General features: G+C 55.6%; 11 protein-coding genes. 7 read left to right on the forward strand and 4 right to left on the reverse strand.

Translation table 11 applies throughout. The features are described 5' to 3' along the window. Positions 1-19: 19 nt before the first annotated feature. Positions 20-1,237, forward strand: coding sequence for a methionine gamma-lyase (locus SMB34_RS00075; RefSeq protein WP_037986959.1), 1,218 nt, complete (start codon positions 20-22; stop codon positions 1,235-1,237). 348 nt (positions 1,238-1,585) lie between these two features. After that, on the forward strand, positions 1,586-2,155 hold the full coding sequence (locus SMB34_RS00080; RefSeq protein ID WP_037986962.1) for a sce7726 family protein: 570 nt from the start codon (positions 1,586-1,588) through the stop codon (positions 2,153-2,155). Here SMB34_RS00080 and SMB34_RS00085 read toward each other — a convergent pair. Next, the gene (locus SMB34_RS00085; RefSeq protein WP_084716418.1) at positions 2,130-3,221 is read right to left on the reverse strand and encodes a beta family protein; all 1,092 of its coding nucleotides are present in this window, start codon (positions 3,219-3,221) and stop codon (positions 2,130-2,132) included. The genes SMB34_RS00080 and SMB34_RS00085 overlap by 26 nt on opposite strands. 352 nt (positions 3,222-3,573) lie before the next feature. Here SMB34_RS00085 and SMB34_RS00090 point away from each other — a divergent pair, with 352 nt between their 5' ends. The 3 genes from SMB34_RS00090 (at position 3,574) to SMB34_RS00100 (ending at position 8,445) form a co-directional block, all read left to right on the forward strand. After that, positions 3,574-5,958, forward strand: coding sequence for a transketolase (locus tag SMB34_RS00090; RefSeq protein ID WP_084716420.1), 2,385 nt, complete (start codon positions 3,574-3,576; stop codon positions 5,956-5,958). Between the two features lie 163 nt (positions 5,959-6,121). Then, positions 6,122-7,069, forward strand: coding sequence for a calcium/sodium antiporter (locus tag SMB34_RS00095; protein WP_037986967.1), 948 nt, complete (start codon positions 6,122-6,124; stop codon positions 7,067-7,069). A gap of 230 nt (positions 7,070-7,299) precedes the next feature. Continuing rightward, entirely contained in the window at positions 7,300-8,445 is a 1,146-nt protein-coding gene (locus SMB34_RS00100) for an HPP family protein (protein WP_037986969.1), read from the forward strand. A 19-nt stretch (positions 8,446-8,464) separates the two neighbouring features. Here the strand turns inward: SMB34_RS00100 and SMB34_RS00105 are convergent, their stop codons facing one another. The 3 genes from SMB34_RS00105 to SMB34_RS00115 all read right to left on the reverse strand — a co-directional run bounded on the left by SMB34_RS00105 (position 8,465) and on the right by SMB34_RS00115 (position 10,585). Continuing rightward, positions 8,465-9,163: a MarC family protein gene (locus SMB34_RS00105; RefSeq protein ID WP_240478707.1), complete on the reverse strand. Its 699-nt coding sequence runs from the start codon at positions 9,161-9,163 to the stop codon at positions 8,465-8,467. A 161-nt stretch (positions 9,164-9,324) separates the two neighbouring features. Continuing rightward, positions 9,325-9,657 carry an HNH endonuclease signature motif containing protein gene (locus SMB34_RS00110; RefSeq protein ID WP_037986971.1) on the reverse strand — a complete coding sequence of 111 codons (333 nt, stop codon included), beginning with the start codon at positions 9,655-9,657 and terminating at the stop codon, positions 9,325-9,327. Between the two features lie 31 nt (positions 9,658-9,688). Next, positions 9,689-10,585 (reverse strand): M48 family metalloprotease, encoded by an 897-nt coding sequence (locus SMB34_RS00115; RefSeq protein WP_007088888.1) that lies wholly within the window; start codon positions 10,583-10,585, stop codon positions 9,689-9,691. A 444-nt stretch (positions 10,586-11,029) separates the two neighbouring features. Between SMB34_RS00115 and SMB34_RS00120 the strand changes: the two genes are divergently transcribed. Together SMB34_RS00120 and SMB34_RS00125 are read left to right on the forward strand one after the other, a co-directional pair. Further along, complete coding sequence (locus tag SMB34_RS00120; RefSeq protein WP_037986973.1) at positions 11,030-13,327, forward strand: type I secretion system permease/ATPase; 2,298 nt, start codon at positions 11,030-11,032, stop codon at positions 13,325-13,327. Further along, positions 13,327-14,631: an HlyD family type I secretion periplasmic adaptor subunit gene (locus tag SMB34_RS00125; protein ID WP_037986974.1), complete on the forward strand. Its 1,305-nt coding sequence runs from the start codon at positions 13,327-13,329 to the stop codon at positions 14,629-14,631. Before SMB34_RS00120 ends, SMB34_RS00125 begins: the two co-directional genes overlap by 1 nt. The last annotated feature ends 178 nt before the right edge of the window (positions 14,632-14,809 follow it).

The following is a 14,809-nucleotide window of genomic DNA, read 5'->3' on the forward strand; positions in this document are numbered from 1 at the left end:
TAGATAACGGGAGCCTTCCATGTCTGATCCGCGTCACACCAAATCCGGTTTTGCTACCCGCGCCATCCATCATGGTTATGATCCGCAAAGCCATAATGGCGCGCTGAACCCGCCGGTTTACATGAGCTCCACCTTTGCATTTGAAACCGCCGAGCAGGGCGGGCGGATGTTTGCCGGGGAAGAACAGGGCTTTATCTATTCGCGGATCGGCAACCCGACGCTGGCCCTTCTTGAAAGCCGTCTGGCGGTGCTTGAGGGTGGTGAGGCGGCCCTTGCGACCGCATCGGGCATGGGGGCGATTACGTCGGTCTTCTGGACATTCATTGCGCCGGGTGACGAGATCATTGTGGACCGCACCCTTTATGGCTGCACATTCGCCTATTTCCGCCACGGGCTGGAAAAATTCGGGATCAAGCATAGCCATGTCGATCTGACCGATCCGAAGGAACTTGAAAAGGCGATTTCGGACAAAACCAAGATCGTTTATTTCGAAACCCCGGCCAACCCCAACATGCGTCTGGTCGATATCGAAGCCATTTCCGACATCGCCCATCAACATGGCGCGAAGGTCGTGGTCGATAACACCTATTGCACGCCGTATCTGCAGCGCCCGATTGAGCTGGGGGCCGATATTGTTGTGCATTCGGCGACCAAATATCTGGGCGGTCATGGGGACCTGACGGCGGGGGCGGTGATTGGCCGTGCGGAAGACCTTGAACAGGTTCGCCTTGTCGGCCTGAAAGACATGACCGGTGCGGTCCTGTCGCCGCAGGATGCCAATCTGGTGATGCGGGGGCTTAAGACGCTTGAACTTCGTATGGAACGCCATTGCGACAATGCGGAAAAAATCGCGGCCTTTCTTGAAAACCATCCGAAGGTCGAAAAGGTTTTCTATCCCGGTCTTGAAAGCTTTGCGCAATATGAACTGGCGAAAAAGCAGATGGCCCGCTTTGGCGGCATGATCGCGTTTGAACTTAAAGGCGGGATCGAAGAGGGCCGCAAGCTTATGAATGGTCTTAACATGATCACGCGCGCGGTCAGCCTTGGCGATGCCGAAACCCTGATCCAGCATCCGGCATCAATGACCCATTCGACCTATACGCCCGAAGAACGCGCCGAGTATCAGATCACCGATGGCCTGATCCGTCTGTCGGCGGGGCTTGAAAGCATCGACGATATTCTGGCCGATCTTGAACAGGCGCTGGACGGCGATCAGATGGCGATTGCCGCCGAATAATCCGGCATTTTCAGGCATTTCCCGAACAAGGGAGGCGGACGGCAAATCCCCCAAACGATTTGCGGTCCGTATAAGGTTGCGCATGGCGTGGGGGCCGTTCCGCGCCAAAACGCCAGAAGCTGTAATCTGCTTACATGCACGCATTCGATTGTGGATTTCATAACCCGTTGGCGCGTCAGCCCTTTTCTCGCAAGTTTGTCTACACAACAGATTTATTTCGTCGCACAGAAAACTTTAACCACGCCCGCCAAGAGCAAGGAGACTTTCTGGAAGCGTAAAATAAATATGTTGAAAGGTCACTGCAAAGACGATTCAATGCGGCCACAATACGACAGTTAAAGCGGTAAAATGAAAGACATTGACGTTAGGCAAGCCCTTGAGCGCCAAGTTCTACGTGAGCACAACGCTGACCCGGACACACTCGTTGTTCATGAACTGGGGGTGTTGGGCGGTGCTTCCAGAGTAGACATTGCTGTCGTGAATGGAACTTTGCACGGTATCGAAATAAAGTCGGAAAGAGATACACTGGATCGCCTCGCAGGCCAATCTGAAGCATACTCTCTCGTTTTTGATAAGGTAACAATTGTTTGTGGTGCCAAGCACTTATCAAAGGTCGAGAATTTCGTGCCCGAATGGTGGGGGATCAAAGTAGCTACAGCAGGACCCCGTGGCGGTATTGAGCTTTCTCAGCAACGTTTTCCAAAATTAAATAGGTCGCTTGATCCCGAAGCATTGGCATCCTTGCTGTGGAAAGATGAGGCACTGAGTATTCTCGAAAAGTATGGCGCAGCCAAAGGTGTTCGAAGCAAGAATAAGGCGGCGATTTATCGCCGCCTTTCGGAGTCTTTATCGTTAGATGTGTTGCGGGATTGTGTCCGCGATTGCTTAAAGGCTAGGGAAGGTTGGCGATCTGATTAACTGCAAAATGGAGGTGGTGATTGGTTGGTGCTTGCCGCCAAGACTGTCCATTCCCCGGTCCTGCAACGTTATTTGCAACGTCGTCTATAAACGCATCGCCCCACGAAAACGTCCTACCACACCATGAGCGATGCTGAGTTATCGCTCTTGCTAGGTCAAAGTACTGCGACGTACCACCTCTCGCAGCGTTTGTAATTCCATAACCTTTAAAAATGAACCATACATCGTCTGATGTGTAACGAATGCTAGCACTCATTCTCATGAGTCTAGGGTCAATCTGCGCAATTTCCGGATTGCTTATTGCGTAGTCCCCGAACGATGGAAGACGCGGTAGTTGAGAGTTTGCGATTATATTCTGCCACAAATGCCAATCACTTCTCGGGGTGGATGAAATACCAATTCCAAAGTTTGATAGATTTACAGGAAATGCTGAGCTGAGCAACGTAAGTGTTCGTGCATTAAGTGCTATTGAATTTGTCGCGATGAAATTCGTTGCGAAGGATTGAAAAATTGGAATTTGACTATCCCCACCAATGAAGCCCAAGTCTAATACTAGGTCGACCTCTCCTTCAGATATGTTTAAGTAGCCTAGAAGTGCTTGCAGGTCCGTAGCAAAGGTGGCAGAGCTTAGGGCATCCCGTTCTATCCGGATGCATACTCCTCTCCCGTTACGAGCTACAATGCTTTGCACTGCCTGCTGGTAGGTGGCGGGCCTTGATAGTGAAGTTACTGGTATGGCTAAAGAGCTTGCCAAAGAGAGTCTGTCGAAGATGTACTCTAAGGGATGTGTGCCATCATTCATGACATCGGTTTCGCTAACCGAAGGGGCGTCAACGAATATCTCTGCGAGGCCCCAGTTGTCTGTTATCAAATCGGGATAACGGTTTATGTGTTCTTCGACCGTCTTTCTATAGTCTTCTACTTCGTAGTCCCAGTCGCGATCAGGAACTTCCAATAAAGGTGTCAAACTACTTCGCGCTGTCAGAGATAGTTCTTTTAGGGCAATGAATTCGCCCATTTTTCCGCGCAAAAGTGGCACATAGTACTCGTGACTAAAATCTGGCATAGAATCATCACCTCGCTATATCTGTGTTTATTAGGAGTGTTGAATTCTACTTTTAGTCGATGGAGGGCGGGAAGTTATCCTTAAGGGGGGGCGAATCGTTGATACAAAAAGTCCGAAATGCCGCCACGAAATAATGTTTCAGACGGGAAATTCGAACGTTTGAGCGCGATTGTCGCAGCCTATTCCACATTTCAGCTAAAAGTGACAAATCTTGTGTGAAATGACGACAGCGCCCCTTGATTTTTGCTGTGTCGGCTTAAAAATCGGTACTTTGGTACCGGATTGCCCATTGCTAACTTCCAGTTTGAGCAGTGGGAAAATCTCAGGCTCTCGCTACAAAGGCTAAGAAAAGATGTCAGCACAAAACAGCACACCTGAAATTGGCGAAATGATCGAAGCAACCTCGACCGGGCGCGTGGCGGCCAAGGATCTTGAGATGCTGGGCCAGATTGAAAAAAAGGTGCGCTGGCTATCAAGCTGGACCATCCATAACGCCAACCATATCCGCCCGAAGCGCGATGGCATCAAGGTTGGCGGCCATCAGGCAAGCTGTGCGTCGATGACAACCTTGATGACGGCCCTTTATTTCAACGTTCTGCGCCCGCAGGACCGGGTCGCGGTCAAGCCGCATGCATCGCCGGTTTTCCATGCGATCAATTACCTGTTTGGTCGCCAGACCAGGGAAAAGCTTGAAAACTTCCGCGCATTTGGCGGCGCGCAATCCTATCCGTCGCGGACCAAGGATGGCGATGTTGTTGATTTTTCGACCGGGTCGGTCGGGTTGGGGGCGGCGGTCACCAACTTTGCGGCGCTTACGCAGGATTACCTGCGTTACAAGGATATGCTGCCGCGCGGTGAAAAACCCGGTCGCATGGTCGCCCTTGTTGGCGATGCGGAGCTTGATGAAGGCAATATCTATGAGGCGCTTCTTGATACCTGGAAGCATGATATTCGCAATGTCTGGTGGGTGATCGATTACAACCGTCAAAGCCTTGATGGCATGATCGATGCGCATCTGTTCCGGGTGATCGGCCGGTTTTTCCGCGCGGTTGGCTGGAACGTGATCACCATCAAATATGGCCGCAAGCTGCATGATGCCTTTGCCAAGCCGGGTGGAAAGTCGCTTAAAAAATGGCTGAACGAGGCACCGAATGATGTCTATTCCGCCCTGACCTTCCAGGGGGGTGCGGCATGGCGCAAACAGATCCTTGGCGATATGCCGGGCGACAATGCGCTGGCAAGCCTGCTTGGCGATTATGATGACGATGCCCTGCATGACCTGATGACCAATCTGGGCGGGCATTGCATGGAAGCGGTTTTGAATGCGTTTGATTCCGTTCCCAATGACAAGCCGACAATCTTTATCGCCTATACGGTCAAGGGTTATGCCACCCCGCTTCAGGGGCATAAGGACAACCATGCGGGGCTTATGAATGTGCCCCAGATGGACGCATTCAAAAAACAGAACAATATCGGGGACGGGCAGGAATGGGATTACGCCGCCGGTCTTGACGTGGCCGAGGACAAGGTCCGTGCCTATATCGACGCCGCCCCGTTTAATGACGGCAAATCGCGCAAGAAGCTGGCAACCGTCATCGATATTCCCGAAATGCCCTATGCGCGGGTTGATACATCGAGCACGCAGGAAGTTTTTGGCAAAATCCTGAATGAACTGGCGAAACTGAAAGATAGTGATCTGGCGGACCGGATCGTCACCACATCGCCCGATGTGACGGTATCGACCAACCTTGGCGGGTTTGTGAACCAGCGCGGGCTGTTTGCGCGCGAAAATCTTGCCGATGAATTCCGCGAACGCAAGGTGCCCTCGGCCCAGAAATGGATCAGATCGCCCGAAGGCCAGCATGTCGAACTGGGCATTGCCGAAAACAACCTGTTTTTGAACCTTGCCGCCCTTGGCCTGTCGCACAGCCTGTTCGGGCAGCGGCTGTTTCCGATTGGAACGCTTTATGATCCGTTCATTGCGCGCGGCCTCGATGCGCTGAATTATGCCTGCTATCAGGATGCGCGGTTTATGGTTGTTGCCACGCCAAGTGGCATTTCGCTGGCCCCCGAAGGCGGTGCGCATCAGTCGATCTCAACCCCGATGATCGGCATGGGGCAGCCGGGCCTGACCAGTTTCGAGCCAAGCTTTGGCGATGAACTTGCCACCATCATGGGCTGGTCTTTTGATCATCTGCAAAATCCCGATGGCGGATCGGTTTATCTGCGCCTGTCGACCAAGCCGCTGGCGCAGCTCGAACGTGACCTTTCCGATGCGACAAAATCCGAAATCGTATCGGGCGGTTACTGGCTGCGTGAACCGGGCGAAAATTGCAAAATGGCGATTGCCTATTGCGGCGCAATGGCCCCGGAAGCGATTGCCGCATGGGAAAAACTTGAAGCCGATCATCCGGGGATTGGCTTGCTTGCCGTCACCTCGACCGACCGGCTGTATAACGAATGGCAGGATCTGGAACGGGCGCGCCTTGAAGGCAAGGCCGATGGCCGCATGGCCCATATCGAAAACCTTCTGAAGCCGCTGGCATCGGATGCGCGTCTTGTCACGGTGATTGATGGTCATCCGGCGGCGATGGCGTGGTTGGGTTCGGTCCGTGGTCATGCGGTCGCCCCTCTTGGCGTCAATGCGTTTGGGCAGTGCGGTGACAGCATTGATCTGTATAAATATTACCAGATCGACACCGATGCAATCATCCGCGCGACCAAGCGCTGGGATTGATATCCATCTGGAAATCTGCATCAATGGCCGGGAATTTCCCGGCCATTTTGCTGTGTCGGCGGAAATGTAATCGGGGTCACTTGCGCAGGGTCGGAAACGCACACACATCTGCGCGCTGTATGCTGTGACACTATTGATCATTAGCGCGATGGGGGCTTTGGTTATGGAATATCTGATGTTGCTGGCGGGCCTTGTTGGTCTGTTTTTCGGCGGCGAGGCGCTGGTGCGTGGCAGCGTCGGGATTGCGCAACGTCTGGCGATGCCGCCGCTTCTGATTGGTTTGACCGTGGTTGGCTTTGGCACATCGACCCCGGAATTGCTGGTTTCGGTTGATGCGGCCCTACGCGGGGTTTCCGATATTGCGCTTGGCAATGTTGTTGGATCGAATATTGCCAATATTCTGCTGATCGTTGGTGTGTCAGCCCTTGTCTGGCCGATCCGGGTTTCTGGCGATACCCTGAAACGTGATACGGCGGTGATGATGGCGGCGGCGATTATCCTTGTGCCGATCTTTGCCTTCGGGATGATGGGGCGCGTTGCCGGGGGTATCCTGTTTGCGTCGCTTGTTGCCTATCTTGTGTTTGCCTATCGCCAATCACGCAATGCGCCCAATGCGCCCAATGCGCCCAATGCGCCACTTGCCGATGAGGGTGATCTGCCGATTCCGGCGCGTGGCTTGTGGCTGTCACTGATCTGGGTGATTGGCGGGCTGGTGGCGTTGATGTTTGGGGCGCGCTTCATGGTCGATGGGGCGGTAACGATTGCCCGGACCTTTGGCGTGTCAGAGGCCTTTATCGGGCTTACGGTCGTGGCGGTTGGCACGTCCCTGCCGGAACTCGCCACCTCGTTAATCGCGGCGTTGCGCAAGCAGTCGGAAATTGCCATCGGCAATATTGTCGGGTCGAACATTTTCAACATTCTGGGTATTCTTGGCCTGACCGCGATCATTACCCCGATCCCGGTTGCCAGCCGTTTCCTGACCTTTGATCTGCCGATCATGATCGCGGTATCGCTGGTCCTGACTTTGTTGTTGCGCCGTCAAACCATCGGGCGGGGGATCGGGATTGTGATGCTTGTTGCCTATGGCGGATATGTTTTTGCCGCACAGTGAAATATTGCCAGCCAGTGCGGGCGCGATCCCGCCTTGTGCGGGGCATTGCGATCAGGGGCCTTGCCGGTAAAAGTTCGAAAGGAGGGCCGCGTGCCCTCCTTTTTGTTGGGGGATTTATCGGTTGCCGTTATTGACGGGGATGCGAATTACAAATACTAGAAAAAATCGCATTTATAAAAATTGAACAATAATTAAATGTTCAATAACGGGCCGGGAAATGAACCAATCCGATGAAATTTCGCAATTTTCGCGCGCTTTATCCGGCGATACCGGCCAGCACGCATAAGGAAGCCATCCGTGCCGGGCTTGGGGCGCTGATCGGGCTGGGGATTGCCGGTTTTGTTCTGTCGTTCCTTGATCTGCAGGGTGCAGGGCTTTATCTGATTGCGCCGTTCGGGGCGTCATCGGTGCTGCTGTTTGCCGTACCAAACAGCCCGCTGGCCCAGCCGTGGTCGGCGATTGTCGGCAACTCTGTTGCCGCCCTTGCCGGGGTTGCGGTTTGTTACGTGATTCCCGATCCGGTTTTGCGGGTGGCGGTGGCGGTCGGGCTTGCCATTACCGTGATGATCGTTGCGCGCGCCGTCCATCCGCCGGGCGGGGCGGTTGCGATGGTTGTTGCGATGAACCCGGATATCGCAACCGAGCTTGGCTTTCAGTTCGCCGTGACACCGGTTGCGGCAATCACGGCCATTCTTGTTCTGACGGCAGTACTTTATGCCCGGGCAACCGGGCGGAAATATCCGTTACGCCATTTCGATGACAAGAGCCCCTTTCAGACAACCGACCGTTCCCCGATTGAGCGGCTTGGTCTGGACGAGGGGGAGCTGAATTCCATTTTGCAGCAATATCGCCAGTCGCTGAACCTTGGCGTCGAGGACCTTGCGCGCCTGATCGGGGCGGCCGAATTTCAGGTCGCGGCCCATCGCGCCGGGCCAATTACGGCCGGTCAGATCATGTCGCGCGATCTGGTGACGGTGAATGCCAAAACCCCGCTTAACGAGGTCGCCGACCTGTTTCGGCGGCACGGATTTACGTCATTGCCGGTCATTGAGGATGATGGACGTTTTATCGGGGTGATTTTCCAGATCCATCTGATCCGGCGCGCGACCGAAGATGCCCTTCGTCTGGATCGCGGATTGCTTGCCGCCATGGCGCGCCTGATTGATCGCCGTCGCAATGTCCCGATCCGGGCCATCGAAATCATGTCGGTGACAGAACCGCGGGCAACGGCGAATACCCCGATTGCCGCCCTGCTGCCATTGATGGCGGATGGGGCCTGTGATGCGGTTCCGGTGGTCGAAGATAACCGGATCATCGGCATTGTCACCCGAACGGACCTTATCGCGGCCTTGGCCCATGCGGGGTTGAAGGGCTAGGTAACGTCGAAGGTGTCGATCAGAAAAACGCCTGCTTGATGCCGTCGATGATGAACTGGACCGCAAGGGCGGCCAGGATCATGCCGAGCAGGCGGGAGATCACGGTCGCGACTGTCGGGCTCAGGCGTTTGGCGACCAGATTGGCCAACAGGAACATGGTTAGTGCGCAGAGCATGACAAGGCCGACAACCGCGACGACGCTGACCTGCATCACCACGCTGTCTTCATATTTGCCCATCAGGAGCATCACGGTCGCGATGGAGCCGGGGCCGGCAAGGAAGGGGATCGACATCGGGAAGATTGAAATGTCGTCCGGTTCTTCGTCGGGTTGCGCCGGTTTGGCATCGGTGATCTGCTGTTCAAGTTCGTGTTCGTCTTCAAGTTCCTGATGAACCTGTTCGGCGCGCTGGTTGCGTTTCTGGCTGCGGCGTTCAAACAGCATTTCAAGCGCGATCAGGAACAGAAGCGTTCCGCCGGCAATCCGGAAGGCCGGCATGTGGATGCCAAAAATGCCAAGCACGCTTTCGCCGATAACGGCAAAGGCGGCAAGGATCAGGAAGCTTGCGATACAGGCCCGGATCGCCATGCGGCGGCGATGTCTGGTATCGGTCCCCTGTGTGAGGACGATGAAGACCGGCACCAGCCCGATTGGATCAATGATCACAAATAACGTGACAAAGGCCGGGATCAGTTCGCTCAGCATGTCGAGGCTTGGCATCTGGTTTCCTTTGTCCGTTCTTGGGGTGATTGGTCTTCATAGTGCCAATTGCAACACGGTTTGTCGCCGCAAAACTGGGGCCGTATATCGGCCCGGTCGCCCAAGGTAAACCTTTATGTCGGCTGCAAAATGCAATCGGCCTGTTATGTGTTTTCGTGATTTTAACGGCTGCGGCGGCGATTGCGTCCGTATCGTCCGGCATTTTCCGGCCAGTCGATATAATCAACGGGCTTTTTGCGTATCCATCGGATGAATGTCTGCATATCGGGATGGGCGATGATTTTTTCCGGTATATCGAAATCGCGCGCCAAGGTGGTTTCGTCAAACAATCGGTGGATCATGCGATGACAGACGCGGTGCAGCCATTGGGTATCCGTGCCGCCCTTTGATTTCGGGGTCCAGTGATGGCGGTCGACACTGTCGCCCGCGATCATCATCCGTCCGCAAATCGGGCAGGGACCAAGTTCCTGATCTGGTGTGGGTGATAGGGGCATGAAATAAGCACGTGGTTATGGTCAGGTTGGGCTATTTTGTGCCGGGAGGTCGCCGGTTTTCAAAGAATTTCTGCCACGTCCCGGGTTTAAGGTCGCGCAATGCCCGGATGCGGGCGCTGACCGGTGGGTGGGTATCAAGCAATGAGGGTGGTTGCGTGCTGCGATAAGGGATCAGGCGCAAACGGCGGCGATTGATCTGATCGATATGCAAAAGGGCCTCGATCATGTCTTCGGGGCCGTTCAACAGGTCGCTTGCGCCGTGATCGGCAATGAATTCACGATCCCGGATCACGGCGCGCTGCAACAGGAAGCTTACGGTCGGGACCACGCCAAAGACAATGACCATCCAGTTCGGCGGATCAAAATCGCCAAAAATGAAAAGCATCAATCCGAACAGGGCAATGGTCCATGTGGCCCGATACAGCACGTCGGTCATCAGAAGGATGCGCGTATCGCCGTGCCATGCATGGGCGATTTCATGGGCCAGCAGGGCGCGCATCTGGCGCGGGGAAAGCGTATGAAGGGCATCATTTGATATCGCGATGGTCGTTTCTTCGGCGGTGCCGGTGGTGATTGCATTCACCCCCTTGCCCGGCAGCAGGAAAAGCTTTGGCAGGTAATCAAGCCCGGCACGGCGCGCCAGCATCGCCGCCATTTCGTGAATGGCAGGGAAGGAAGCGGCATCCAGCGGGCGGGCGCGCAATAATTTCATCAGGACTTCGGGGGATATCATCGGGGCAAGCACAAGCATCAGCGCAACGGCAATCGCGGCCGAAATTGCCATGGATAATCCACCGAGCATCCATGCGCAGGTCGCCAGAACCCCGGCCATGCAGGCCATTAACGGGAAGGTGTGCGAATTGCCGCCCGGACTGATGGCAAGAAAGCGTTGCAGGAAGACAGGCAGGCTTGAGGGTTCGTTTTCCATGGGGTGTCCCGATTCTTTTTCCCTGACTTAAAAGGTATGTTTTTAGATGTTAAGGGCAAGGGCAACATACCTTTGCCTGTGCCTTGCGACGTGCTCCAAGGGTAAGCCAAACGCGCGGCGCCTGATTTGAGTTGGCGCAATTCAAATGAGAAAAAGGAAGATTTCCAACAGGTTGTCGGAAATTCCGGCCTGTCTGCCTGCGGGCATGTTTTTTCGGATTCGCGGCAGAACGCAGCATTACCCAATGCCGGAACCAGCGTATTATTGCCCGCAAATCGTTGAAGTTCCTTAATTTGTTAACACATCCTTATATGTTGCCCTAGAATAGTGCTTATGCAATCGGATAGGTGGCTCGTAACAGGTTTGTCGCGGGTCGCTTGGCGCGTGCGCCATATTTGATGCGATACAAGATTTGCTGCGAACGGGGTTTCGGGAAGGAACACAATGACCCTGCTGGACAAAATCCAGTCGGTCCGCAAGGCGGGCGCGACACGGGAAGGGGATCGCACCCCGCTGGAACGGGTGTTCTGGCGGTCGATTGCCCTTGTCGGCGGATTCAGCATGGTCATCAATATGCTGAACATGGTCATCCCGATCTATTCGATGCAGGTGTTTGACCGTGTCCTTTCCAGCCGCAGTGTCGATACGCTTTTGCTTCTGACGCTTGGCATCGCGTTGGTGCTGCTGTTCATTGCGTCGATGGAACAGTTGCGTTCGCGCCTTTTGATCCGGGTTGGCACCGCACTTGATCTTCGGCTTGGCGGGGATCTGTTTGCCCATGTCGTGCAACAGGCCGCACGCGGCAACAATATGCGCCAGCGACCGTTGCGCGATCTTTATGGTCTGCGCGGGTTCCTGACCGGATCGGGCCCCTTTACCCTGATCGATTTCATGTGGGCGCCGGTTTATATCGGTGTGGTTTTCATCTTTGACACGCGGCTTGGGCTTGTCGCCTGTGCCGGGGCGACGATCCTGATCCTGATCGCGATTGCCAACGAGGCGGCGGCAAAGATTTCGGTCGACCGGTCCGAAGAAAGCCAGAACCGGGGCATCGCGCAGGAAGAAACCTATATCCGCAATGCCGAGGCGATGGAAGCCATGGGCATGACTCCGTCCGCGCGCCAGCGCTGGCAGGCAGACCAGTCCGATGCGCTGTATTGGGAAGGCCAGGCCAGCCGACGGGTCGGGACATCCACAACGCTTTCGCATTTCATCCGTCTGGCCATGCAGGTCTGCTTTATCGGGGTTGGGGCCTATCTGGTGCTGTCCGAGAGCATCACGATCGGGATCATGGTGGCCTCCATGATCATGGGGATGCGCGGGCTTGCCCCATTTGATGGCGCGGTTTCGGCATGGCGCAGCTGGAATTCGGCGCGCAATTCGTTTGAACGGCTCAACAAGATCCTTCTGGATAAACGTCAATCGACACCTGCGCCGCTGCCACGCGGACGCGGTATTTCGGTGACGGTGGATCGGCTGGTTTTTGCCCCGCCGGGCAGCCGAAATGTTCTGTTCAAGGGATTTTCCTTCAAGACCGGGCCGGGGCAGGTGATTTCCATCGCCGGGTTCAACGGGGTTGGTAAAACAGCCCTTTTGAAGCTGATCATGGGTATCTGGGTGCCCGGATCGGGATCGGTCAAGCTTGATGAGATCGAAGCATCGCGTATTGATCGCGGTGAACTTGGCCCGCAGGTCGGCTATCTGTCGCAGAACCCGTTCCTGTTTCCCGGCACGATTGCCGAAAATATTGCCCGTCTTGGCAATGCCGAAATGCGCGACATCATTCAGGCGGCCGAACTGGCCGGGGCGCATAAATTCATCCTTGATCTTCCCGATGGCTATGAAACCCGGGTTGAACGGGGTGGGCGCAACCTTTCGGGCGGGCAGCGACAGCTTATCGCCCTTGCCGCCGCGCTGTTCGGGCGGCCGCGCCTGTTGTTGCTGGATGAACCGACAACCGCCCTTGATGACCATGGTGTCGGGCATATCAGCGGGCTGATTGATATCGTGCGCCGTGCCGGGATTACGACCTTTATCGTCAGTCACGAACGCGAAATTCTGGTGCGTGCCGATGCGATTCTTGCCCTTGCCAATGGGCAGATTCAGGTTGTGCCGGTTCGGGCCAAGGCCGATCAGATGATCGCACCACCACCTGCACCCGTGGCATCGCATGCTGCCGAACCGGCGCGTGATGGGCAAATGCGGATCACGCCCAAACGGATTGCCGTGCCCAACCCGGATGCACCGCGCCCGATCATTGAAAAGAATTCGGCGCAAAATCAAACGTCGGAACAGCCGCCCCTACCGGCAGGCATCATGCCGACGCCGACCCGCGCACAGGCCAGCCGTGCCGCGCAGGCCAAGGCAACGGCCGGGATCGAGCGCACCGAAATGGTGCCGCAACCGACCCCGGGTGGTACCATGATGACCATGCGCCCGGCCACCCGCAAGAAGGCCGAAACAACAGCGGACGACCGTGCCGAACGGATGCGCATTGCCCGTGAAAAGCAGGAAAAACAAAGACTGAGCGCGCGCAAGACCGCGCGTGAAGCCGCCCTTGAGGCCAGCCGCAAGGAAGCGCGTGCACAGGTTCTGGCGAAAAAGGCCGCCGCGCGGGAAGAAGCCCGCAAGGCGCGAAGTGGAACACAGCAGTCTGCCGCCGCCCCGCGCCCGAAACGCAGTGACCCGCCAAAGCTTCGGGTGGTTGAAGGATCGGCTGGTCGCAGACAGGGTGGTGTCTGATGGCAGGGGTGGAGCTTCCAACCGCGCGTGAACTTGAAACCGATGTCAGACCGCTGGTGCGGATCGGTCTTCTGATTCTGATCCTGGGTGTTGGGTCGGTGTTCTTGTGGGCGGCAACGGCGCGCATCAATTCCGCCGCAACGGCAAGCGGCGTGGTGGCACCGTTTTCCGGCAGGCAGAGTGTTCAGCATCTTGAAGGCGGGATCATTCGTGACATTCTGGTGCGCAACGGGGCACGTGTGCAGGGCGGCGACGTCCTGATCCGGCTTGACGATACGCGTGCGCGGGCCAGTTTTGATCTGCTGAACAACCGGTATCTGAATGCGCTGGCGACACAGGCGCGCCTGATTGCCGAACGTGGCGGCAAGGACAGAATTCAGTTTCCCGCGCCGCTTTATGATCCGAAATATGCCGGGATTGTTGAATCACAGGAAACCCTGTTTCAAAGCCGCATGAACGCGTTTCGTGGCGAACTTGACCTTTATGACGAACGGATCAAGGAACTGCGCCGCGAAATCATCGGCACGCAGGAACAGAAAACCGCAGCCGAACAGCAGGTTGGCATCGTCAAGGAAGAGCTTGCCATGGTCAAGCCCATGGTCGATCTTGGCTATGCCAGACGCACCCGTCTGCTTCAGCTTGAAAGCCGGTTGGTCGAGGTTCTTGGTAATATCGGGCGGTTTTCGGCCGATATCGCACGTATTGAGCAGCAAATCCAACAGGTCAAATCCAGTCAGGCCCAACTGACACGCGATAATCTGCAAACCATCAATACCGAGCTTCGCGATATCCAGGGCGAGATTTCAGACCTGAATGAACGGTTACGTTCGGCTGAGGATATTCTGGTGCGGTCCGACATCAAGGCACCGCGTTCCGGTACGGTCACCAATTTGCAGTTTTCCACCGTTGGCGGAGTGATACCGCCCGGTGCGCAAGTGCTTGAAATCGTGCCGCAGGACGACAAGCTGGTGATCGAGGCGCGCGTATCGCCGAACGATATCGATGTCGTGCATGAGGGGCTTGAAGTTAATATCCGGGTGACGGCTTTCAGCCAGCGCTGGTTTGCGCCGGTAAAGGGCGTTGTGGCGGATGTGTCGCCGGACCGCCTGACCGACCCGGAAGGTCGCCCGTATTTTCAGGCAATGATCGAAATCGATTCGGAAAGCCTTGCCGAACATGAAGGCATGATTTTATCGCCGGGAATGGCCGCACAGCTTGAAATCGTCACCGGTGCCAGAACGATTCTCGCCTATCTGTTTGCCCCGATCACCGACAGTTTTGATCGCGCATTCCGCGAACAATAGGCGGATCGACCCGGTTCGGGGTGCGTTTATCCACCCTATACAACCTGACAGATTCTGTCAGAGGTGACTTTCGCCTTCCAAATCCCCGGAAAACATGAAAAAAATGTGATTTAGCGATTCCAGTGCGCATCTTCCGTTGATGGGTGCTTGTTTGGCGTCTATACTACTGTATATAGAA

The organism is Thalassospira permensis NBRC 106175 (genome assembly GCF_000714555.1).
Classification (GTDB): Bacteria; Pseudomonadota; Alphaproteobacteria; order Rhodospirillales; family Thalassospiraceae; genus Thalassospira; species Thalassospira xiamenensis.

What these genes read in the sequence shown, in the direction of transcription:
- SMB34_RS00075 (WP_037986959.1), top strand. Translation starts at nt 20, where the DNA reads ATGTCTGATCCGCGTCACACCAAATCCGGTTTTGCTACCCGCGCCATC.
- SMB34_RS00080 (WP_037986962.1), top strand. Translation starts at nt 1,586, where the DNA reads ATGAAAGACATTGACGTTAGGCAAGCCCTTGAGCGCCAAGTTCTACGT.
- SMB34_RS00085 (WP_084716418.1), bottom strand. Translation starts at nt 3,221, where the DNA reads ATGCCAGATTTTAGTCACGAGTACTATGTGCCACTTTTGCGCGGAAAA.
- SMB34_RS00090 (WP_084716420.1), top strand. Translation starts at nt 3,574, where the DNA reads ATGTCAGCACAAAACAGCACACCTGAAATTGGCGAAATGATCGAAGCA.
- SMB34_RS00095 (WP_037986967.1), top strand. Translation starts at nt 6,122, where the DNA reads ATGGAATATCTGATGTTGCTGGCGGGCCTTGTTGGTCTGTTTTTCGGC.
- SMB34_RS00100 (WP_037986969.1), top strand. Translation starts at nt 7,300, where the DNA reads ATGAAATTTCGCAATTTTCGCGCGCTTTATCCGGCGATACCGGCCAGC.
- SMB34_RS00105 (WP_240478707.1), bottom strand. Translation starts at nt 9,163, where the DNA reads ATGCCAAGCCTCGACATGCTGAGCGAACTGATCCCGGCCTTTGTCACG.
- SMB34_RS00110 (WP_037986971.1), bottom strand. Translation starts at nt 9,657, where the DNA reads ATGCCCCTATCACCCACACCAGATCAGGAACTTGGTCCCTGCCCGATT.
- SMB34_RS00115 (WP_007088888.1), bottom strand. Translation starts at nt 10,585, where the DNA reads ATGGAAAACGAACCCTCAAGCCTGCCTGTCTTCCTGCAACGCTTTCTT.
- SMB34_RS00120 (WP_037986973.1), top strand. Translation starts at nt 11,030, where the DNA reads ATGACCCTGCTGGACAAAATCCAGTCGGTCCGCAAGGCGGGCGCGACA.
- SMB34_RS00125 (WP_037986974.1), top strand. Translation starts at nt 13,327, where the DNA reads ATGGCAGGGGTGGAGCTTCCAACCGCGCGTGAACTTGAAACCGATGTC.